Source organism: Microbacterium sp. NPDC091676, from assembly GCF_044756645.1.
Lineage (GTDB): Bacteria > Actinomycetota > Actinomycetes > Actinomycetales > Microbacteriaceae > Microbacterium > Microbacterium paraoxydans_D.
This window is the reverse complement of the sequence record NZ_JBIVTI010000001.1, coordinates 85755-106319: the sequence shown is the minus strand read 5'-3', so window position 1 is coordinate 106319 and position 20565 is coordinate 85755. Positions and strand designations below refer to the sequence as shown.

18 protein-coding genes are annotated in these 20565 nt (G+C 70.4%); 5 read left to right on the top strand and 13 right to left on the bottom strand.

What is annotated here, in order from left to right:
- Window positions 1–59 precede the first annotated feature (59 nt).
- Window positions 60–2015: a Stk1 family PASTA domain-containing Ser/Thr kinase gene (gene pknB / locus ACIQID_RS00630; RefSeq protein ID WP_331203072.1), complete on the top strand. Its 1956-nt coding sequence runs from the start codon at window positions 60–62 to the stop codon at window positions 2013–2015.
- 61 nt (window positions 2016–2076) lie between these two features.
- Here pknB and ACIQID_RS00625 read toward each other — a convergent pair whose 3' ends face one another.
- Window positions 2077–3417: a class II 3-deoxy-7-phosphoheptulonate synthase gene (locus tag ACIQID_RS00625; protein ID WP_029989865.1), complete on the bottom strand. Its 1341-nt coding sequence runs from the start codon at window positions 3415–3417 to the stop codon at window positions 2077–2079.
- 47 nt (window positions 3418–3464) lie between these two features.
- Entirely contained in the window at window positions 3465–4154 is a 690-nt protein-coding gene (locus tag ACIQID_RS00620) for a 1-acyl-sn-glycerol-3-phosphate acyltransferase (protein ID WP_060921165.1), read from the bottom strand.
- A 151-nt stretch (window positions 4155–4305) separates the two neighbouring features.
- Between ACIQID_RS00620 and ACIQID_RS00615 the strand changes: the two genes are divergently transcribed.
- Window positions 4306–6138 carry a long-chain fatty acid--CoA ligase gene (locus ACIQID_RS00615; protein ID WP_331203073.1) on the top strand — a complete coding sequence of 611 codons (1833 nt, stop codon included), beginning with the start codon at window positions 4306–4308 and terminating at the stop codon, window positions 6136–6138.
- 89 nt (window positions 6139–6227) lie between these two features.
- Here the strand turns inward: ACIQID_RS00615 and def are convergent, their stop codons facing one another.
- The 3 genes from def to ACIQID_RS00600 all read right to left on the bottom strand — a co-directional run bounded on the left by def (window position 6228) and on the right by ACIQID_RS00600 (window position 11675).
- Complete coding sequence (gene def, locus ACIQID_RS00610; RefSeq protein WP_400281076.1) at window positions 6228–6719, bottom strand: peptide deformylase; 492 nt, start codon at window positions 6717–6719, stop codon at window positions 6228–6230.
- Complete coding sequence (locus ACIQID_RS00605; RefSeq protein ID WP_400281073.1) at window positions 6719–8203, bottom strand: AAA family ATPase; 1485 nt, start codon at window positions 8201–8203, stop codon at window positions 6719–6721. The genes def and ACIQID_RS00605 overlap by 1 nt, the downstream gene beginning before the upstream one ends.
- Before the next feature lie 64 nt (window positions 8204–8267).
- A complete protein-coding gene (locus tag ACIQID_RS00600; protein WP_400281070.1) occupies window positions 8268–11675 on the bottom strand; it encodes a pyruvate carboxylase in 3408 nt (1135 codons plus the stop codon).
- A gap of 92 nt (window positions 11676–11767) precedes the next feature.
- Here ACIQID_RS00600 and ACIQID_RS00595 point away from each other — a divergent pair, with 92 nt between their 5' ends.
- Window positions 11768–12580, top strand: coding sequence for a ParA family protein (locus ACIQID_RS00595; protein ID WP_025105105.1), 813 nt, complete (start codon window positions 11768–11770; stop codon window positions 12578–12580).
- 69 nt (window positions 12581–12649) lie between these two features.
- On the opposite strand, the gene ACIQID_RS00590 is transcribed toward ACIQID_RS00595, so the two are convergent.
- From ACIQID_RS00590 to ACIQID_RS00580, 3 genes are all read right to left on the bottom strand, one after another.
- Window positions 12650–13195, bottom strand: a complete 546-nt coding sequence (locus tag ACIQID_RS00590; protein WP_025105106.1) for a MerR family transcriptional regulator — start codon at window positions 13193–13195, stop codon at window positions 12650–12652.
- Between the two features lie 99 nt (window positions 13196–13294).
- The gene (locus ACIQID_RS00585; RefSeq protein WP_312672067.1) at window positions 13295–13981 is read right to left on the bottom strand and encodes a MerR family transcriptional regulator; all 687 of its coding nucleotides are present in this window, start codon (window positions 13979–13981) and stop codon (window positions 13295–13297) included.
- Entirely contained in the window at window positions 13981–14463 is a 483-nt protein-coding gene (locus ACIQID_RS00580) for an FHA domain-containing protein (protein WP_025105108.1), read from the bottom strand. The genes ACIQID_RS00585 and ACIQID_RS00580 overlap by 1 nt, the downstream gene beginning before the upstream one ends.
- A gap of 100 nt (window positions 14464–14563) precedes the next feature.
- Here ACIQID_RS00580 and ACIQID_RS00575 point away from each other — a divergent pair, with 100 nt between their 5' ends.
- Together ACIQID_RS00575 and lpdA are read left to right on the top strand one after the other, a co-directional pair.
- Window positions 14564–15217, top strand: coding sequence for a copper resistance protein CopC (locus tag ACIQID_RS00575; RefSeq protein WP_400281064.1), 654 nt, complete (start codon window positions 14564–14566; stop codon window positions 15215–15217).
- A 9-nt stretch (window positions 15218–15226) separates the two neighbouring features.
- The gene (lpdA, locus tag ACIQID_RS00570) at window positions 15227–16624 is read left to right on the top strand and encodes a dihydrolipoyl dehydrogenase (RefSeq protein WP_071329858.1); all 1398 of its coding nucleotides are present in this window, start codon (window positions 15227–15229) and stop codon (window positions 16622–16624) included.
- 54 nt (window positions 16625–16678) lie between these two features.
- Here lpdA and ACIQID_RS00565 read toward each other — a convergent pair whose 3' ends face one another.
- From ACIQID_RS00565 to ACIQID_RS00545, 5 genes are all read right to left on the bottom strand, one after another.
- A complete protein-coding gene (locus tag ACIQID_RS00565; RefSeq protein WP_400281061.1) occupies window positions 16679–17800 on the bottom strand; it encodes an FAD-dependent oxidoreductase in 1122 nt (373 codons plus the stop codon).
- Window positions 17787–18512 (bottom strand): methyltransferase domain-containing protein, encoded by a 726-nt coding sequence (locus ACIQID_RS00560; protein ID WP_331203078.1) that lies wholly within the window; start codon window positions 18510–18512, stop codon window positions 17787–17789. Before ACIQID_RS00560 ends, ACIQID_RS00565 begins: the two co-directional genes overlap by 14 nt.
- Window positions 18509–19666, bottom strand: a complete 1158-nt coding sequence (locus tag ACIQID_RS00555) for a type III polyketide synthase (protein WP_400281057.1) — start codon at window positions 19664–19666, stop codon at window positions 18509–18511. The genes ACIQID_RS00560 and ACIQID_RS00555 overlap by 4 nt, the downstream gene beginning before the upstream one ends.
- Window positions 19667–19728: 62 nt before the next feature.
- The gene (locus tag ACIQID_RS00550; protein ID WP_400281054.1) at window positions 19729–20340 is read right to left on the bottom strand and encodes a CYTH domain-containing protein; all 612 of its coding nucleotides are present in this window, start codon (window positions 20338–20340) and stop codon (window positions 19729–19731) included.
- Complete coding sequence (locus tag ACIQID_RS00545; RefSeq protein ID WP_025105115.1) at window positions 20333–20548, bottom strand: hypothetical protein; 216 nt, start codon at window positions 20546–20548, stop codon at window positions 20333–20335. The genes ACIQID_RS00550 and ACIQID_RS00545 overlap by 8 nt, the downstream gene beginning before the upstream one ends.
- Window positions 20549–20565: the final 17 nt, after the last annotated feature.

Below are 20565 nucleotides of genomic sequence, written 5' to 3'. Positions count from 1 at the left end.
ATGCGTCGAGGGGTGAGGCGTTCCCGGGGCTTTCAGCCAATCGTCCATAGACTTCTGTCGTGACGACCAACCATCAGGCCGACCCCCTCATCGGGCGGCTTGTCGACGGTCGCTACCGCGTCCGCGCGCGGATCGCACGCGGCGGGATGGCCACCGTCTACGTCGCGACCGATCTCCGCCTCGAGCGCCGCATCGCACTGAAGGTCATGCACGCGCACCTCAGCGACGACTCGGCGTTCCAGAGCCGCTTCATCCAGGAGGCCCGCGCCGCCGCCCGCCTGGCCGACCCCCACGTGGTCAACGTCTTCGACCAGGGCCAGGACGGCGAGCTCGCCTACCTCGTCATGGAGTACCTGCCGGGCATCACCCTGCGCGAACTCCTCCGCGAGCAGAAGCGCCTCACGGTCGCCCAGACGATCACGATCATGGATGCGGTGCTCGCCGGTCTCTCCGCTGCGCACCGAGCCGGGATCGTCCACCGCGACGTCAAGCCGGAGAACGTGCTGCTCGCGGAAGACGGCCGCATCAAGATCGGCGACTTCGGCCTCGCCAGGGCCACCACGGCCAACACGGCGACCGGCCAGCAGCTGCTCGGGACGATCGCCTACCTCGCGCCCGAGCTCGTCACGCGCGGCACGGCCGACGCCCGCAGCGACATCTATGCGCTCGGCATCATGCTCTACGAGATGCTCGTCGGCGAGCAGCCCTACAAGGGCGAGCAGCCGATGCAGATCGCCTTCCAGCACGCCACCGAATCGGTCCCCCGCCCCAGTGTGCGCAACCCCGCGGTCCCGGAGCAGCTCGACGAGCTCGTGCTGTGGGCGACCGAGAAGTCGCCGGACGAGCGGCCCGACGACGCGCAGCAGATGCTCGAGCGCCTGCGCGAGATCGAGCGCGAGATCGGCGTCGCCCCCGCCGTGACCCGGACGACCGGCTCCACGCGGGACCAGGCGGACTCCGGCGACCTCACCAAGGTCATGCCGGGCACGATGGTCCTCCCGGAGCCGGCGACGGCCACCTCCCCCGGCATCGACAACGCGACGATCCTCCGGCGGCGGGCCTCGAAGCGACGCGCCCGCGGCACGTTCCTGCTGTCCCTCGTGCTCCTGCTCGCCGTCCTCGCCGGAGGCGTGGGCTGGTGGTTCGGCTCCGGCCCCGGCTCCCTGATCGCGGTCCCCGATGTCGCAGGACAGACCTACGACGAGGCGGCTGCCGATCTCACCGAAGCCGGGTTCGAACCGACGCAGCGCGACGAGTTCTCCGTCGACGTCGACAAGGGCACCGTCATCGAGACCGATCCGGGAGCGGGCGCCAGGGTCGACAAGGGCACGACGGTAGCCGTGGTCGTCTCCGCCGGACCGGCCTCGCACGACCTCGCCGCCGTCGCCGGGCAGTCTGCCGACGACGTCCGGGCGGCGCTGGAGGCGGCGAACCTGGAGATCACCGACGACGAGGAGTTCTTCACCGACGCGGCGAACGGAACCGTGATCAACGTGCGCATCACCCCGCGGGACGGCGGAGACGCCTTCGGCTGCGAAGAGGGCTGCACGGTGCACGAGAAGGACACCGCGACCATGCAGGTCTCCCGCGGCGCCGTTCCCGACGTCACGGACATGACCGTCGCGCAGGCCACCGAGGCGCTCACCGGCAAGGGCCTCAAGGTCGCCGAGGAGAGCATCTACCGCCCGAGCGACTCCATCGGCAAGGACCGCGTCATCGGATACGCGGACCGCACCGAGGAGGGGGCCTGGAGACCGGGCGAGACCATCCAGCTCATCATCTCGCAGGGGCCGCCGCTGTTCGACGTCCCCGACGTGTCGGGGATGACGCGCAACGAAGCGACCGCCGCCCTCCGTGACGCCGGCTTCACCTGGAGCTACACGAGCAGCACCGGACTCCCGGACTCGGTGTGGGATCTCCTCGCCAACGAGAACACCCGGGTGGAGTCGTACAGCCCGTCCGAACCCCAGCGCAAGGGCACGAGCATCACGCTCACGATGGGCTTCGCCGGCTGAGACCGAGACGACGAAGGGGCCGGAACACCGTTCCGGCCCCTTCGTGCATCCGCCTCGCGGATCAGCGCTTCTCCAGCTCCTCGGCCACGAGGAAGGCCAGCTCCAGGGACTGCATGTGGTTCAGACGAGGGTCGCACAGGCTCTCGTAGCGGGTCGCGAGCGCGGCTTCGTCGATCTGCTCCGAACCGCCCAGGCACTCGGTGACGTCGTCGCCCGTCAGCTCGACGTGGATGCCGCCGGGGAACGTGCCCACCGCGCGGTGCGCCTCGAAGAAGCCGCGGACCTCGTCGACGACGTCGTCGAAGCGCCGCGTCTTGTACCCGGTGGGAGTGGTGATGCCGTTGCCGTGCATCGGGTCGGTGACCCACAGCGGCTGCGCGCCGGATTCCCGGACGGCCTCCAGCAGCGGGGGCAGCGCGTCGCGGATGCGCCCGGCCCCCATGCGCGTGATGAAGGTCAGGCGTCCGGGCTCGCGCTCCGGGTCGAGCTTGTCGATGAGCGCCAGCGCCGTCTCCGGCGTCGTCGTCGGGCCCAGCTTCACGCCGATCGGGTTGCGGATCTTCGAGAAGTAGTCGACGTGCGCACCGTCGAGCTCGCGCGTGCGCTCCCCGATCCACAGGAAGTGGGCCGAGGTGTTGTACGGGGTGTCCGTGCGGGAGTCGATGCGGGTCATCGGGCGCTCGTAGTCCATGAGCAGGCCCTCGTGCCCGGTGAAGAACTCGACGCGCTTGAGCTCGTCGAAGTCGGCACCGGCGGCCTCCATGAACTTGATCGCCCGGTCGATCTCCGCGGCCATGCGCTCGTAGCGCTGGTTGGCGGGATTCTGGGCGAAGCCCTTGTTCCAGGAGTGCACCTCGCGGAGGTCGGCGAATCCACCCTGCGTGAAGGCCCGGATGAGGTTCAGCGTCGACGCCGCGGTGTGGTAGCCCTGCAGCAGACGACCGGGGTCGGCCTGGCGCGAGCCCTCGGTGAAGTCGTAGCCGTTGACGATGTCGCCCCGGTACGCCGGGAGCGTGACCTCGCCCCGGGTCTCCGTGTCGCTGGAGCGCGGCTTGGCGAACTGCCCGGCCATGCGTCCCATCTTGACGACCGGCATGGAGGCGCCGTACGTGAGCACGACGGCCATCTGCAGCACCGTCTTGATGCGGTTGCGGATCTGCTCCGCCGTCGCACCGGCGAAGGTCTCGGCGCAGTCGCCGCCCTGCAGCAGGAAGGCCTGCCCGGAGGCGGCGCGAGCGAGACGGTCACGGAGGTTGTCGACCTCACCCGCGAAGACCAGCGGCGGAAGGCTCGAGATCTGCCGGGAGACGTCGGCGACGCGGTCGGCGTCTGGCCACTGCGGCTGCTGCTTGATGGGAAGCGAGCGCCAGGCATCAAGGGCTTCGATGTGGTGCGGGAGCATGCGTCCAGCCTAGTGGGCGGCGACACCGCCGAGACGCGCCCCGGAGCCTATGTGACGCGCGCCGGGAGGCGGTCCTTGACGGTCGATGCGTAGACGTCCTCGTACTCCTGCTGACCGAGCCGTTGGAGCGCCACCATGATCTCGTCCGTGACGGAACGGAGGATGTAGCGGTCGTTCTCCATGCCGGCGTAGCGGGAGAAGTCGAGCGGCTCGCCGATGACGATCCCGACCCGCATGACGCGCGGGATGCGGCGGCCGATGGGCATGGCCGTGTCGGTGTCGACCATGATGACCGGGATGACGGGGACCTTCGCCTCGAGCGCCATCCGGGCGATGCCGGTGCGGCCGCGGTAGAGCTTGCCGTCGGGGCTGCGGGTGCCCTCCGGATAGATGCCGAGCAGGTCGCCCCCACCGAGGACCTGGAGGCCGGTGTTCAGGGAGGCCTCGGAGGCCTTGCCACCGGAGCGGTCGATGGGGATCTGGCCCGTCGCCTTCATGAAGAAGCGGGTGGACCACCCCTTCAGGCCCCGTCCGGTGAAGTAGTCGCTCTTCGCGAGGAACGACATCGACCGATCGATCACGAGAGGCAGGAAGATCGAGTCCGCGAAGGAGAGATGGTTGCTGGCGAGGATCGCCGCCCCGGTCGCGGGCACGTTCTTCCGCCCCACGATCCAGGGGCGGAACACGGCCTTGACCACGGGGCCGATCACGACGTACTTCATCAGCCAGTAGAACATCGAGGTGAAGTCTAGCGCCGTGTCGCGGATCCTCCCCCCGTTCCCCCTCGCGACCTCGGGAAAGCGACTCAGTTTCATCCTGACCGCGACCGGGTGCCATGCCCTAGACTCGGACCAACGCCCGTGCCCGACCGGTACCGAAGGAGCTGCCGTGGTCCAGTTTGAAGTCCCCGCGATCGTCCCCGCCGATCCCGACGCGAACGTCGCCGACCTGCTTGCGAAGCGCGTCGAGGCGACTCCCGACCGGGCGTTGTTCTCCGTCCCGCAGGGCGACGGATGGCGCGACATCTCCGCCGCCGATTTCGAGACCGCCGTGATCGCGCTCGCGAAGGGCTTCGCCGCCGCCGGCATCCAGCCCGGCGAGAAGGTGGGCTTCCTCGCCCGCACCACGTACGAGTGGAGCCTCGTCGACTTCGCCCTGTTCTATGCCGGCGCCGTGATGGTGCCGATCTACGAGACGAGCTCCCCGTCGCAGATCCAGTGGATCCTCGAGGACTCGGGCGCGATCGCGCTCCTCGTCGAGTCACCGGAGCACTTCGCCCGCGTCGACGAGGTGCGCGGCGACCTGCCGCTGCTCCGTGAGGTCTGGCAGCTGCATCTGGGCGCCATCGACACGCTCACCGCGCAGGGGGCATCGGTCTCCGATGACGAGATCCAGCGGCGCCGGAACCTCGCCGTCGGCTCCGACATCGCGACCCTCATCTACACGTCGGGCTCCACCGGACGGCCGAAGGGCTGCGTGCTCACGCACAGCAACTTCGTCGAGCTGTCCCGCAACTCCGCGAAGGCCCTCGACGAGGTCGTGCAGACCCCCGGCTCCTCCACGCTGCTCTTCATCACGACGGCGCACGTCTTCGCGCGCTTCATCTCCATCCTCAACGTCCACGCCGGGGTGCGCACCGGACACCAGCCCGACACGCGTCAGCTGCTGCCTGCCCTCGGCTCGTTCAAGCCCACCTTCCTCCTCGCGGTCCCCCGTGTGTTCGAGAAGGTCTACAACTCCGCCGAGCAGAAGGCCGAGGCGGGCGGCAAGGGCAAGATCTTCCGCGCCGCCGCCGACGTCGCGATCGAGCACTCCCGGCTGCTCGAGGAGGGCAAGAAGATCCCCTTCGGCACGAAGATGAAGTTCGCGCTCTTCAACAAGCTCGTCTACTCCAAGCTCCGCGAGGCCATGGGCGGCAACGTCGTCTATGCGGTGTCGGGCTCCGCTCCCCTGGGTGCACGCCTCGGCCACTTCTTCCACAGCCTCGGCGTGGTCATCCTCGAGGGCTACGGTCTGACCGAGACGACGGCGCCCGCGACGGTGAACCTCGCCTCGAAGTCGAAGATCGGCACGGTCGGCCCCGCCCTTCCCGGCGTCGGGGTGCGTCTCGCCGACGACGGCGAGATCGAGGTGCGCGGCATCAACGTGTTCAAGGAGTACTGGAACAACCCCGAGGCCACCGCCGAGGCGTTCAGCGAGGGCGGCTGGTTCCACACCGGCGACATCGGCAGCTTCGACGCCGACGGCTTCCTCACGATCACCGGGCGCAAGAAGGAGATCATCGTCACGGCGGGCGGCAAGAACGTCGCTCCGGCGGCACTCGAGGACCCGATCCGCGCGAACCCGATCGTCGGGCAGGTCGTCGTCGTCGGCGACCAGCGTCCGTTCATCTCGGCCCTCGTCACCCTCGACCCCGAGATGCTGCCGACCTGGCTCGCGAACAACGGTCTCGACGAGAAGATGACGCTCGCGGAGGCCTCGACCAACGCGCAGGTCCGCGCCGAGGTGCAGCGCGCCGTGGATGCGGCGAACGAGCGGGTGTCGCGCGCGGAGTCCATCCGCAAGTTCACGATCCTCGACTCGGAGTGGACGGAGGCCTCGGGCCACCTCACTCCGAAGCTGTCGATCAAGCGGAACATCATCATGAACGACTTCGCCGACGAGATCTCCGCGATCTACGACGAGCCCGTCGCCACGACCAACGTCGCGATCGGCGGTTGACCCCTCGTCGACCCACCCCCTTCTGACCGAACCGGCCCCTTGCGCGCGAGCGCAAGGGGCCGGTTCGTACGAGAAGGGGTGGGTCGGGCTTAGAACCAGGAGCTCTCGCGCACCTCGCGCATCGCGACCTTCCGCGTCTCCGGGTCGAGCCGGGAGAGGAAGAGCTTGCCGTCGAGGTGGTCGGTCTCGTGCTGGAGCGCCTGCGCGAGCAAGCCGCCCCCCTCGAGCACCACCGGCTGCCCGTCGAGGTCGATCCCCTCGACCCGGGCCCAGGGGTGGCGCTGGGCGTCGTGCCAGAGCCCGGGCACCGAGAGGCAGCCCTCCCCCGTCGGCTCGGGCTCTCCGCGCACCTCCGTGAGCACGGGGTTGAGGACGTACCCGATCTCGCCGTCGACGTTGTAGCTGAAGGCGCGGAGCGCGACGCCGATCTGCGGCGCGGCGACACCGGCGCGACCGGGGAGCTCGACGGTCTCCAGGAGATCCGCGACCAGGGCGCGCACGCCGTCGTCGATCTCCTCGATCGGCGCGCACACCGTCCGCAGGACCGGGTCGCCGAAGATGCGGATCTCGCGAACCGTCATCAGGCGGCCTTCGTCCGCAGACCCTCGACGAGATGCGCCGCGAGTTCCCGCGCCGCCTTCCGGGTCTCGGGGAGGAGGTTCGCGAAGACGATCGTCCCGCCCGCGGCGATCTGCGGGTCGTACGGCACGCGCACGACGCTGCGGGCCCGCGACGCGAAGTGCGCCTGCAGCTCTCCGAGACGCACGAGCGGCGTCCCGGGCGTGGACTGGTTGAGCACCACGATCGCGTCCCGCGCCTGCTGCGCGTACCCGTTCGTCTCCAGCCACGTGAGCGTCTCGGAGGCCAGTCGTGCCTCATCGACGCTGAGGCCGGAGACGATGACGATCTGGTCGGCGAGGTCGAGGGTCGCCGACATCACCGAGTGGACGATCCCCGTCCCGGTGTCCGTGAGGACGAGCGAGTAGTAGTGCGCGGCCACGTCGGCCACATCGCGGTAGTCGCTGTCGCTGAAGGCCTCGGCGACGCGGGGATCGGCGTCGGACGCGAGCACGTCGAGGCGCGTCGCATCCCGAGCCACGATGGCGGAGACGTCGTGGTAGCCCCGCACGTCGTCGCGGATGCGCACGAGGTCGCGCACGGACTTGCCGTGCGGCGCGCGCTGGACCCGGTCGGCGAGCGTGCCGCGGTCGGGGTTCGCGTCCACGGCGATGACGCGGTCCTCACGCGCGTCCGCGAGGGCCATGCCCAGGAGCGCCGTGACCGTGGTCTTGCCCACGCCGCCCTTGCGGGAGAGCACCGGCACGAATCGGGCACCGCCGGCGAGCGGTGCCGCGATGCGCGCGGTCAGCTCCTTGCGCTCGCGAGCGCGCCGACCGTCGCCGATGTTCAGCCGGCGACCGGACAACGTGTAGAGCAGATGGCTCCACCCGCCCTCTGGTTCCGGCTTGGCCACGCGGTGCGGGTCGAGGAGGCGATCGGTGGTGAGGAGGTCCGCGGACTCGCGGGCGGACTCCCCCAGCTCGTCGAGCCGCTTCGCGGTGAGCGTCACATCGGTGCGCGGGGCCGGACGCGCGGGCGCGGAGGCGACGGGCTTGTCGTCGGATGCGGGCATCGTGGTCTCCTTCTGCACAGGGGGCTGCGGGGCGCGCGTCGGCTTCGCAGCCGGGATCTCCGCACGGTCGGCACCGGCCTTCGCGAGGAAGAGGGCCGCAGCCTCCTCCTCGGCGACCCGGTCCGGTGCGGTCTCCGCCGTCGGCGCGGGCTCCTCCACCACGACCGCATCGATCACGTCATCGACGCGCGGCGGGTCCAGGACGGGCTTCGGCGCGGCGGGGAGCGTGAGGTCGTCGACGACGAGGTCGATGCCGACCTCTCCCTCCACCACGCCGTCGTCGGCGAGGTCGTCGTCCTCCTCCGCCGGCAGGGTCACCCGCACCTGCGCGGTCCCGCCGAGGATGCCGATGCCGGCGGTGTCGACCGACGTGACGTCGTCGAGCACCCCCAGCGGACTGTCCTCGGGATCGGCGTTGTTCTTCGCGGTCACGTGTCACTCCAACCTGTGCGGGCCTCGGGATGCGCCCAGGGTGCGCGGCCTCGCCCGGACAAGATTAGTGTGCCGGTCGGATCACGACCAAAAGATCACCCGCGTCCACCTGCTGCGTCTCGGCGATGGCATGCCGCTCCACGACCCCGTCCACCGGCGCGGTGATGGTGGCCTCCATCTTCATCGCCTCGATCGACGCGACCGGCTCGCCCGCCCGCACGGTCGCGCCCACCTCGGCCTTGAGGGTGACCACGCCGGAGAACGGCGCCGCCACCTGACCGGGCACCGACGTATCGGCCTTCTCCACCTCATGCGCGTCGACCGAGATGGAGCGATCGCGCACGAACACGGGCCGGAGTTGACCGTTCAGAGTGGTCATCACCGTGCGCATGCCCTTGTCGTCCGCCTCGCCGATGGCCTCGAGACCGACGTAGAGCTGCACGCCGCGGTCGATCTCGATGAGATGCTCCTGGCCGGGAACCAGCCCGTACAGGTAGTCGCTCGTGTCGAGCACGGACAGGTCGCCGTACTGCTCCCGTCGCTCCGTGAACTCCGCCGTGGGGGCGGGGAAGAGCAGCGTGTTCAAGCGGGACCGGCGCTGGGCGCTCGTCCCCGCCAGCTCCGCCTCGTCCTGGTCCGACAGCGCCGTGAGCCCCGTGCGCACCGAGCGGCCGGCGAGCACCTTGGAGCGGAAGGGCTCGGGCCAGCCGCCGGGGAGGTCGCCGAGCTCGCCCGCCATGAATCCGACCACGGAGTCGGGCACGTCGTACTTCTCGGGATTCGCCTCGAAGTCCGCGGGATCGGCCTTCACCGCGGCGAGGTGCAGAGCGAGGTCGCCCACGACCTTCGACGACGGGGTCACCTTCGGCACGCGTCCGAGGATGCGGTCCGCGGCGGCGTACATGTCCTCGATGAGTTCGAAGTCGTCGGCGAGACCGAGAGCCTTGGCCTGCTGCCGGAGGTTCGAGAGCTGACCGCCGGGGATCTCGTGGTGGTACACGCGTCCGGTGGGCCCCGGAAGCCCCGACTCGAACGGTGCGTACTGGCGACGCACCGCCTCCCAGTAGGGCTCCAGATCCGAGACGGCCGCGAGCGAGATGCCGCTGTCCCGCTCCGTGTGGGCGAGGGCGGCGACGAGAGACGACAACGACGGCTGGCTGGTCGTCCCGGACAGCGGCGCCGACGCCGCATCCACCGCATCCACGCCGGCGGCGCTGGCCGCGAGAAGGGTGGCCAGCTGGCCCCCAGGAGTGTCGTGGGTGTGCAGATGCACGGGCAGGTCGAAGCGCTCCCGGAGCGCTGTGACGAGCTTCGCGGCCGCGGCCGGGCGGAGCAGGCCCGCCATGTCCTTGATCGCGAGGATGTGCGCGCCGGCGGCGACGATCTGATCCGCGAGCCCGAGGTAGTAGTCGAGGGTGTAAAGGTCCTCCGCCGGATCCAGCAGATCGCCGGTGTAGCAGAGCGCGACCTCCGCCACCGCGGTCCCCGTGGCGCGGACGGCCTCGATCGCCGGGCGCATCTGCTCCACGTCGTTGAGCGCGTCGAAGATGCGGAAGATGTCGACGCCGCTCGCCGCCGCCTCCGCGACGAAGGCCTCGGTCACCGCCGTCGGGTACGGCGTGTAGCCGACCGTGTTGCGCCCGCGCAGCAGCATCTGGATCGCGACGTTCGGCAGGGCCGCGCGCAGTCTGTCGAGCCGCTCCCACGGGTCCTCGCCGAGGAAGCGCAGCGCGACGTCGTAGGTGGCGCCTCCCCAGGCCTCGACCGAGAGCAGCTCCGGTGTGAGCCGGGCGAGGTAGGGGGCGGCGGCGACGAGATCCTTCGTGCGGACCCTGGTCGCGAGCAGCGACTGGTGCGCGTCGCGGAAGGTCGTGTCGGTGATCGCGAGGGCGCTCTGCGCACGCAGGCCGCGGGCGAACTCCTCCGGGCCGACCTCGAGGAGCCGCTGCCGGGATCCGGGCACCGGTTCGGCGGCCAGGTCGATCGGCGGCAGCTTGGTCGCGGGGTCGATGACGCCGGGGTGCGCGCCGTGCGGCTTGTTCACCGTCACGTCGACGAGCCAGTTCAGGATCTTCGTCCCGCGGTCCTTCGACTCGCGTCCGCGGAGCAGCTCCGGGCGCTCGTCGATGAAGGACGTGCTGACGTCGCCCCGGACGAACGCCTCGTCGTCGAGCAGCGCCTGGAGGAAGGGGATGTTCGTGGAGACACCGCGGATGCGGAACTCGGCGAGGGCACGGCGCGCCCGGGCGACGGCGGCCGGGAAGTCGCGGCCGCGGCAGGTCAGCTTCGCCAGCATCGAGTCGAAGTGCGGGCTGATCTGGGCGCCCTGGTGAACCGTGCCGCCGTCGAGGCGGATGCCCGCGCCGCCCGGCGAGCGGTAGGTCGTGATCTTCCCGGTGTCGGGCCGGAAGCCCTGCGTCGGGTCCTCCGTGGTGATGCGGCACTGCAGCGCGGCACCACGCAGGTGCAGGTTCTCCTGCTGCAGTCCGAGCTCGGCGAGGGTCTGCCCCGCGGCGATGCGCATCTGGCTCTGCACGAGGTCGACGTCGGTCACCTCCTCGGTGACCGTGTGCTCGACCTGGATGCGCGGGTTCATCTCGATGAACACGACCTCGCCGGCGCGCTCCCCCGCCGTCTCCAGCAGGAACTCGACGGTGCCCGCGTTCTCGTAGCCGATGGAGCGGGCGAAGGCCACGGCGTAGCCGTGCAGGGCCTGGCGCACGTCGTCGTCGAGGTTGGGGGCGGGAGCGATCTCGACGACCTTCTGATGCCGCCGTTGCACGGAGCAGTCCCGCTCGAACAGGTGCACCGTCTCACCGGTCTTGTCCGCGAGGATCTGCACCTCGATGTGCCGAGGCCGCACGACGGCCTGCTCGAGGAACATGCGGGGGTCACCGAAGGCGCTGCCGGCCTCCCGCATGGCCTCGGCGAGGGCCGGTCCGAGATCGCCGAGCGTCTCGACGCGCCGCATGCCGCGGCCTCCTCCTCCGGCGACCGCCTTGGCGAAGAGGGGGAACCCGATCTCCTCCGCCTGGGCCACGAGCGCATCGACGTCGTCCGAGGCCTCGGTGGACCGGAGCACGGGGACGCCCGCTTCGACGGCATGACGCTTCGCCTCGACCTTGTTGCCGGCCATCTCGAGGACCTTCGCCGGCGGCCCGATGAACACGATGCCGTTCGCCGCGGCCTTCTCCGCGAGCTCGGGGTTCTCCGAGAGGAAGCCGTAGCCGGGGTAGATGGCGTCGGCGCCGGCCTCGGTGGCCACGCGGATGATCTCGTCGACATCCAGGTACGCGCGGACCGGGTGTCCGCGCTCGCCGATCTCGTACGCCTCGTCGGCTTTGAGTCGGTGGACCGAGCCGCGGTCCTCGTGCGGGAAGACGGCGACGGTGCGCGCCCCCACCTCGACCGCTGCCCGGAATGCCCGGATCGCGATCTCGCCACGATTCGCCACAAGGATCTTCTGGAACATGCACACCTCTGAGAGCTCGATGCACGGCCGAAGCACGCACATGGGGCGGGGCTGAGTGTTCCCCCAGCCTAGGGGAAGGTAACGTGGAGTCCGTGCACGTACTCAGCGTCAGCTCTCTCAAGGGGGGCGTCGGCAAGACGACCGTGACACTCGGGCTGGCCTCCGCGGCTTTCGCCCGGGGTGTCCGGACGCTCGTCGTCGACCTCGACCCGCAGTCCGACGTCTCCACCGGGATGGACATCCAGGTCGCGGGACGACTCAACATCGCCGATGTGCTGGCGAACCCGAAGGAGAAGACCGTCCGTCAGGCGATCACCTCCAGCGGCTGGGCCAAGGTCCACCCCGGCACGATCGACGTGCTGATCGGCAGTCCGTCCGCCATCAACTTCGACGGTCCGCACCCGAGCGTCCGCGACGTGTGGAAGCTCGAGGAGGCCCTCGCGGCGGTCGAGGCCGACTACGACCTCGTGCTCATCGACTGCGCCCCGTCGCTGAACGCCCTCACGCGGACGGCGTGGGCCGCCAGCGACCGGGTCATGGTCGTCACCGAGCCGGGCCTCTTCTCCGTGGCCGCAGCGGATCGCGCCCTCCGTGCGATCGAGGAGATCCGCCGCGGTCTCTCGCCGCGCCTCCAGCCGCTGGGCATCGTGGTCAACCGCGTCCGTCCGCAGTCGATCGAGCACCAGTTCCGCATCAAAGAGCTGCGGGACATGTTCGGCCCCCTGGTCCTCTCGCCCCAGCTGCCCGAGCGCACCTCGCTCCAGCAGGCGCAGGGCGCTGCGAAGCCGCTGCACATCTGGCCCGGCGATTCCGCTCAGGAACTCGCCGCCGACTTCGATCAGCTCCTCGACCGCATCATCCGCACGGGCCGCGTCCCGGTGCCGGAGAACGGACCGCAGAGCTGATCCCGCGGAACGACGAAACGGCCATCCTCTTCGAGGGTGGCCGTTCTTCGTGAAGCGGGACGGGACGCGTCAGGCGGTGCGCTTGGCGCGGCGGGCCGACAGCTCGTCGACGGGGTCCGGTGCGGTCGGATCGAACGCGACGAGCGTCGACTCCACCTCACGGAGGACCTTGCCCACCGCGATGCCGAACACGCCCTGACCACGGCTGACCAGGTCGATCACCTCGTCGTTCGACGTGCAGAGGTAGACGGAAGCGCCGTCGCTCATGAGGGTCGTGCCGGCGAGGTCGCGGATGCCCGCACGACGGAGCTCGTCCACCGCGGTGCGGATCTGCTGCAGGGAGATGCCGGTGTCGAGCAGGCTCTTGACGAGCTTGAGCACGAGGATGTCGCGGAAGCCGTACAGACGCTGCGATCCCGAGCCGTTCGCGCCGCGAACGGTGGGCTCCACGAGTTCGGTGCGAGCCCAGTAGTCGAGCTGGCGGTACGTGATGCCGGCGGCGCGGGCCGCCACGGCGCCGCGGTAGCCGACCTCGTCGTCCATCGCGGGCAGACCGTCCGTGAAGAGGAGTTCGGTCACGAACCGCGGGTCGCCTGCGAGCTCATCCGCATTCATCTGAAATCCTCCCTGGAACGGTTATCTCCACGGTAGAGCAGGGTCCCGGCACCGGCAACGACATCCGTGCGTGGCCGAAGGTGTGTCGCAATCAGTTCGTTACGAAAGGATCCGCGTGAGCGCGTCCTTCACGAAGAGCGTCCGGACGTCGTCGATCCGCGTGGCCAGCTCCGGGGCCAATTCGTTCGCGCGAGCACGGGACGCCGCGTCCGTGCGGCGCAGCAGTGTGGAGAGCGCCGACTCGATGAGCGACACCTCGCGCTCGGCGCCCTGCCGCAGGGAGCGCAGGTGCCGAGGCTCGATACCGTGCCGATCGAGGGCGACGAGCCCGCGGAGCAGCGAGACGGTGGACTCCGGGTACGTCTCCTGGGCGGTGATTACACCCGTGCTGATCGCGTCGTTGAGCAGCTGCGGTCCCGCTCCCGCCGCGGCGAGCAGCTCCTCGCGGCGGTAGCGACGCGGCGCGGGGGCGATCGAGGGCGGCGGCGCGAGCGCGGCGGTCTCCCCGGATGCCTCCGCCTCGTCGAGCTGCTCGCGGATCACGCTGAGGGGAAGGTAGTGATCCCGCTGCAGCGTGAGCCCCAGGCGCAGGCGTTCGATGTCGGACGCGGAGAACTTCCGGTAGCCGGACTCGGTACGGGAGGGGCGGACGATGCCCTGCACCTCGAGGAACCGCAGCTTGCTGGAGGTCAGGTCGGGGAACTCCGGAGTGAGGCGGGCGAGCACCTGACCGATACTCAGCAGGCCCGCGGACGCCGAGCGTTCGCGGGCGGGAGTCGCCGCCATCAGGCGTTCGCCGCGCGGTCGAGCGGAGAAGCGAAGAAGTTCAGACGGAACTTGCCGACACGCAGCTCGGAGCCGTCCGCGAGGGCGCTGCGATCGACGCGCTCTCCGTTCACGTAGGTGCCGTTGAGGGAGCGCTGGTCGATGATCTCGAACGTCGTCCCGGTGCGGGTGATCTCCGCGTGACGACGGGACACCGTGACGTCGTCGAAGAAGATGTCGGCCTCCGGGTGACGACCGACGGTGGTGACGTCGGTGTCGAGGAGGTACCGGGCGCCGGCGAGGGCGCCGGAGCGGACGAGCAGGAGTGCGGAACCCGAGGGCAGCGCCGCGATGGCCGACTGCTCGACATCGGTCAACTCCACGCCGAACGGGACGAACGACAGATCGGAATCGTGTCCGAACGTCTGCGTCACATCGTGTCTCGGCTCGCCGGAGCGATGGATGGCGGCTTCACCGGCCGGTCGGCTGTCGCTGTCTGTCACTGTGCCCTCCTGGTCGTCCAGACTATCCGATCCGAAGGGGTGCGCGGGAGGCCGCTTTCACACTCAGCGGTCCCATACCGGGGATTCATAGGCTGGACTCGTGAAGACCACAGCCCTGCGCCGCACGGCGGCCCCGATCGCCCTCGCGGCCACCCTCCTCGCCGCGTTCCTCGTCCTCTTCTCCCCGCTGTCGGCCTCGGCCCACGACGCCCTCGTGTCGTCGTCGCCCGCGGCGGACAGCAGCGTGGAGACCCTGCCCGCGGAGCTGACCCTGACGTTCAGCGCCAAGCTCATCGACGGGGAGGGTGCGACGGAGCTCACCGTCACCGACCCGGCCGGCGAGTCCGTGATCGACGGCGCCCCGACGGTCGACGGCGCGATCGTGACCCAGCCCCTGACCGGCTCCGGGCCCGCCGGCGAGTACCGCGTCGTCTGGAAGGTCGTCTCGAGCGACGGCCACCCGACGTCCGGCGCGTTCTCCTTCACCGTCACCCTCGGCGACGAGGGCGCCGCGACGGGCGAGCCCACCACCGCTCCCCCGACCGCAGCACCGACGACGGAGCAGACCGCCACCCCCGAGGCGACCGCGACGACGGCGCCGGACGCCGGAGAAGACGCCGGAGCCGCTCCGGCGTGGATCTGGGTGCTCGTGATCCTCGGCGCGCTCGCGGTGCTGGGCGTCGTCATCTGGCTCATCGTGCGCGGTCGTCGTCGCCCCGCTCCGACCGATTCCGACGCCCCCTCGGAGCGATAGGCTTAAGGCATGCCACATTACGACGTCGTCATCCTTGGTGCAGGTCCTGGCGGATACGTCGCTGCGGTTCGCAGCGCACAGCTCGGCCTGTCCACCGCGATCATCGAGGAGAAGTACTGGGGTGGTGTCTGCCTCAACGTCGGCTGCATCCCTTCCAAGGCGCTCCTGAAGAACGCGGAGATCGCGCACACCCTGAACCACAAGGCCGACTTCTTCGGGATCTCCGGAGAGTTCACGATCGACTACGGCAAGGCGTTCGACCGCAGCCGCGTCGTCGCGGACGGCCGGGTCAAGGGCATCCACTTCCTCATGAAGAAGAACAAGGTGACCGAGTACGACGGGCGCGGCACCTTCACCGGCCCGAAGGCCATCTCGGTCGCCAAGGCGGACGGCTCCACCGAGGAGGTCACGTTCGACAACGCGATCATCGCGACCGGCTCCAAGGTGCGCCTGCTCCCCGGCGTGCAGCTGAGCGACAACGTGGTGACCTACGAGGAGCAGATCCTCTCCCGCGAGCTGCCGAAGTCCATCGTCATCGTCGGCGCCGGCGCCATCGGCATGGAGTTCGCCTATGTGATGACGAACTACGGCGTGAAGGTCACGATCATCGAGTTCCTCGACCGGGCCCTCCCCAACGAGGACGCCGACGTGTCGAAGGAGATCACGAAGCAGTACAAGAACTACGGCGTCGACATCCTCACCTCCACCAAGGTCGAGTCGGTCGTCGACAACGGTTCCTCCGTCACCGTCTCCTACACCGGCAAGGACGGTCAGCAGGCGTCGATCGAGGCCGACAAGGTGCTCATGTCGGTCGGGTTCGCCCCGAACGTCGAGGGCTTCGGACTCGACAAGACGGGTGTGAAGCTGACGGAGCGCGGCGCGATCGACATCGACGACCACATGCGCACCAACGTCGAGGGCATCTACGCCATCGGCGACGTCACCGCCAAGCTGCAGCTCGCACACGTGGCCGAGGCCCAGGGGGTCGTGGCAGCCGAGACCATCGGCGGCGCCGAGACCCAGACGCTGGGCGACTACCGCATGATGCCGCGCGCGACGTTCTGCTCCCCGCAGGTCGCCTCGTTCGGGCTCACCGAGCAGCAGGCCAAGGACGAGGGGCGCGAGATCAAGGTCGCGACCTTCCCGTTCATGGCCAACGGCAAGGCGCACGGCCTCGGCGAGCCGGTCGGCTTCGTCAAGCTCATCGCCGACGCCGAGCACCTCGAGCTCATCGGCGCGCACATGATCGGCCCCGACGTGTCGGAGCTGCTGCCCGAGCTGACCCTCGCGCAGAAGTGGGACCTCACGGCTCTCGAGCTGGCCCGCAACGTGCACACCCACCCGACGCTGTCGGAGGCGCTGCAGGAGGGCTTCCACGGCCTGGCCGGCCACATGATCAACTTCTGATCCGACGCCTCGGTGAAGGCCCGGTCCGCGCATCGCGGACCGGGCCTTCTCGTGTCACAGGCCGCGCATCGTGATGAGGCCGGTCGTCCACCCGCGCAGCGCCGAGGAACCGAGCACGCCGACCAGCGCCTCCCGGGCGGCGACGACCGGCGCGATCGTCGGGGCTCCCATCGCCATGAAGAACGTGGAACGGCGATGCGCCCTCCGCGTGGTCCTCCGGACCTCCCGGGCGAAGCCGTCCAGGTCGGGGACGGCGCCCCGGCCGGTCCGGCGCAACGCGTCCCGCAGCCGGAGCGCATCCGCCCAGCCGAGGTTCATGCCCTGACCGCCGATGGGGCTCACCTCGTGCGCGGCGTCCCCGAGCAGGACGATCCGTCCGTGATGCAGCCGTCGCGCCGTGTGCTGGGCCGCGCGGAACGACGACACGGGCGCGGCGGGGTCCACGTCGAGGGCGTGCCCCGTCCGCTGCGCGACGAGGCCTGCCAGCTCAGCGGCCGATGTCACCGTCCTGCCACGGTCTTCGCGCACCACCCAGCGGCGCCGCCCGCCCGGCAAGGGGAAGGACTCGACGAGGCCGTCGGGCTCGAAGAACAGCACGGCGCGATCGTCGGCCTGCGGGGCATCGACGTCGAGCATCGCGTAGTCCGCGCTCCCCGACCGCGGGTCCCAGCCGGCGCCGGACGCCGTCCGGAAAAGACTCCGTACGCTGTCGGCGACGACCACGATCGACGCCGTCTCCTCGCCGCGTCCCCTCTCGCCGTCGATCCCGACCCGCACGAACGGACCCTCGTCACGGAGAGACCGGACGGTGCGACCGGACTGGAGCGCATCGGGTCGCAGCGTCCGGAGACGGCCTCGCAGCAGCTCCTCGGTGCGGGGCTGCGCGAGCATGAGGATCGGACGTTCGGAGGTGAAGGTCAGGGCGGCGAGCCGTCGGCCGCGACTGCGGACCTCCCCGCCGGACAGCAGGAGCGCCTCGGAGCGCACCTCGGAGCCCACCCCGGCCTCATCGAGGGCATCGAGCCCCGGACGGTGGATCCCGATCGCGCGCGTCTGCGTGCCCGGGTCCGTGCGACGCTCGCACACGCGCACCCGGCGGCCGTCCTGCGCCACGAGGCAGGCCAGGAGCAGCCCGACCGGGCCGCCCCCGACCACGAGGACGTCATGGTCGACCATCGGCGCCCTCCCAGCGCAGCTCGAGCCGTGCGGGTAGGTGCGACCGCACCTCCCAGTCCGACGGGGCCGCGGCCGCGAGCTCCTGCGGGGTGTACGAGCGGCGGATGCTCAGGAGGCCGTCGACCCGGATGAAGGACCCGGCGAGGAGGTTCCGCGCGAACGGCCAGGTCCCTGCCGCGAACGCCCCATAGGCCAGACGGCTGCGGGCGATGTCGTGGTGGGTGACGAGTCCGCGGTCACCCACCAGCGCACGGGAGTCGTCGAGCACCGCGTGCAGCGCTGCGGCGTCGAGGTGATGGAGGACGTGGTTGGAGAGCACGACGTCATAGGTGTCCCCCGCCGCCACGAGATCGCCGGAGAACGCGTGGCGATAGCGGATCCCCGCGCCGTCGTCGTGTGCCGAGGCCCAGCGGATCGCGCGCTCGTCGGCGTCCAGAGCGGTGATGTCGGCACGGAGGCCGTCGCGTCGCAGTCTGCGGACGAGGTCGCGACACAGGTCTCCCCCGCCGGCGCCGATGTCGAGGATGCGCAGCGGACGCCCGGTCGCCGCCCGGGGACGGATGTCGCGTCGGTACAGCCGCCCGGGGCGCGAGACGACCGCGTTGACGGCGCTGAAGCGTCGGTACGTGCGCCCGAGTGCCTCGTCGTCGGCGGCGGGGTCGTCCATGAGCTCGACGAGGTCGGCGGCGCGCGCCGACAGATCCACGCTCACGGTGCGGGTGCGACGACGGTCAGCAGCGCGCTCTCGGCGGTGAGGCCCGGCCCGAAGGCCATCGCGGCGACGCGGTCGCCGGGCTCCGCGCCCTCCTGTTCGAGGATGCGTTTCAGCACGAACAGCACCGTCGCGCTCGACATGTTCCCGTACTCCCGGAGCGTCTCCCGCGCGGGCCGCAGCTGCGCATCGCTCAGCGCCATCCGCTCCTGCACGCGGTCGAGGATGCTCCGTCCGCCGGGATGGATCGCCCAGTGGCGCACCCGGTCTCCCACCCGCCCCGCGGCGAAGGCCTCCGCCAGCCCCTCCTCCCGCCCGTAGAGCGGCGCGAGTGCCCCGATGATCGACTCGCCGATGATCTGCGGGACGGCGGTCGACAGGATCATCTCGAAACCGGAGTCGCCGATCGTCCAGGCCATGTCGTCCACGCCTTCCGGCACGATCGCGGTGTGGAAGCCGTCGAGCCGGAGCGCGGGGACGGCCGTGGGCAGCTCCCGTGCCGTCACGATCCCCGCGGCCGCCCCGTCGGCGAACAAGGAGGAGGCCACGATGGTGTCCGGGTCCTCGGAGGAGCGCAGGTGCAGCGTGCACAGTTCGACGCTGACGACGAGGACGACCGCGTTATCATCGGACGCGCAGAACTGTGCGGCGGCGCGGAGAGCCGGCATCGAGGCGTAGCACCCCATGAAGCCGAGGTGGTAGCGCTGGACGGCGTCGGACAGGCCGAGCCCGCGCACGATCTCGTATTCGGGTCCCGGGGCGTGGAAGCCCGTACAGGAGACCGTGATGACGTGCGTCACGTCCGCCGCGTCCAGGTCGGGGTCCGCCTCGAGGGCGCGGCGCGCGGCCTCGACGAAGAGACGGGACGCCTCACGCGTGTAGACGTCGTTGCGCGCCTTCGTGCCCGGCGCCAACAGCCGTCCCGAACCGCGGTCGTAGAACAGCGGCTCGTCCGGCGCGGCGTCGGCGGCGAGTTCCGCGATCACGGTGTGCCGCGTGTCGATGCCGGAGACGTTGAACGACGTCGCCACGATGCGCTGCGCCAGCCGTCCCAGGCCGGGCTGCGCGGCGAAGACGTCGCGCACCTGCTCCTGCACGATGACGGTCTCGGGGACGATCGTCTGCAGCGATCGGAGCACGGGCGGTCGACTCATGTCGTCACTCAATCACCCCGGAACCCCGCCCGGAAAGGGGTTGCATCCCGAGGGCCGCCGACCTAGAAGCCGAGAGCCCGGGCGAGCTTCGAATCGGAGCCGGCCTCGCGGCCGCCCGCCGCCCGCACGGCGCGCTCGATCGCCGCGAAGAACGCCGCGCGACCGGCGTCGTCGGACGGAGCCGCCGGTCCGAGTTCGACCTCCCACTCCCGCCACGCCCGACGTGTTCCGCTGCGCAGGTCGGTCGCGTGCACATGGTCGTCGACGAACTCCGCCACGACGCCGCCCGGTCCGGTGAGGAGATAGGCCGTCCGATCGTTCTCGATGCGGGCGAGCGGCTCCAGCGGCGCGGTCGTCCAGGTGGCGATCGCCTCACGCACCGCCGTCGGGATCTCCTCGCCACCGAGAGGCCAGCACTGCTCGACCCGGCCGTCGCCCTGCCGCGGACCCTTGATGTGCCATCCCTCGTCCGGTCCTCCGGAGCGACGGCGCACCGCGACGCCGGCGCGGGCCAGCGTTCCGTCCGCGGTGTCCAGGTAGCGGGCGTCGAGAGCGCGGTGCTCGCCGGGCGAGACGGCATCGACGCCGGGGATCGCCGTCCAGTCGGGCAGGGGCGTCCCCTCGTCGACGTCGTACTTGCGCTCGACCTCGACGGTGCGAGAGGGCTCAGTCATCCTCGAGCGTGAGGTCCTCGAGGGCTTCCTCGAACCAGTAGTCGATCTCGGTGGGGCCGTCGCCCTCGCCCGTGTTCTGCGGCTCGCCGCGGCGGTTGTAGACCACCTGCGTCTCGCTGTAGGGGACGATCAGCTTGTCGTCCGCGTCGTCGTCGAGGGGGATGATCTGCCCGTCCAGCGGGCCGCCGTGAAGTCGTGCGAGTGCCATGTGCCCAGGGTAGCGCC

Coding starts and splice junctions, on each gene's coding strand:
- ACIQID_RS00625 (WP_029989865.1), bottom strand. CDS start 3,417: ATGCTCCCGCACCACATCGAAGCCCTTGATGCCTGGCGCTCGCTTCCC.
- ACIQID_RS00620 (WP_060921165.1), bottom strand. CDS start 4,154: ATGTTCTACTGGCTGATGAAGTACGTCGTGATCGGCCCCGTGGTCAAG.
- def (WP_400281076.1), bottom strand. CDS start 6,719: ATGACGGTTCGCGAGATCCGCATCTTCGGCGACCCGGTCCTGCGGACG.
- ACIQID_RS00600 (WP_400281070.1), bottom strand. CDS start 11,675: ATGTTCCAGAAGATCCTTGTGGCGAATCGTGGCGAGATCGCGATCCGG.
- ACIQID_RS00590 (WP_025105106.1), bottom strand. CDS start 13,195: ATGAATGCGGATGAGCTCGCAGGCGACCCGCGGTTCGTGACCGAACTC.
- ACIQID_RS00585 (WP_312672067.1), bottom strand. CDS start 13,981: ATGGCGGCGACTCCCGCCCGCGAACGCTCGGCGTCCGCGGGCCTGCTG.
- lpdA (WP_071329858.1), top strand. CDS start 15,227: ATGCCACATTACGACGTCGTCATCCTTGGTGCAGGTCCTGGCGGATAC.
- ACIQID_RS00565 (WP_400281061.1), bottom strand. CDS start 17,800: ATGGTCGACCATGACGTCCTCGTGGTCGGGGGCGGCCCGGTCGGGCTG.
- ACIQID_RS00555 (WP_400281057.1), bottom strand. CDS start 19,666: ATGAGTCGACCGCCCGTGCTCCGATCGCTGCAGACGATCGTCCCCGAG.
- ACIQID_RS00550 (WP_400281054.1), bottom strand. CDS start 20,340: ATGACTGAGCCCTCTCGCACCGTCGAGGTCGAGCGCAAGTACGACGTC.
- ACIQID_RS00545 (WP_025105115.1), bottom strand. CDS start 20,548: ATGGCACTCGCACGACTTCACGGCGGCCCGCTGGACGGGCAGATCATC.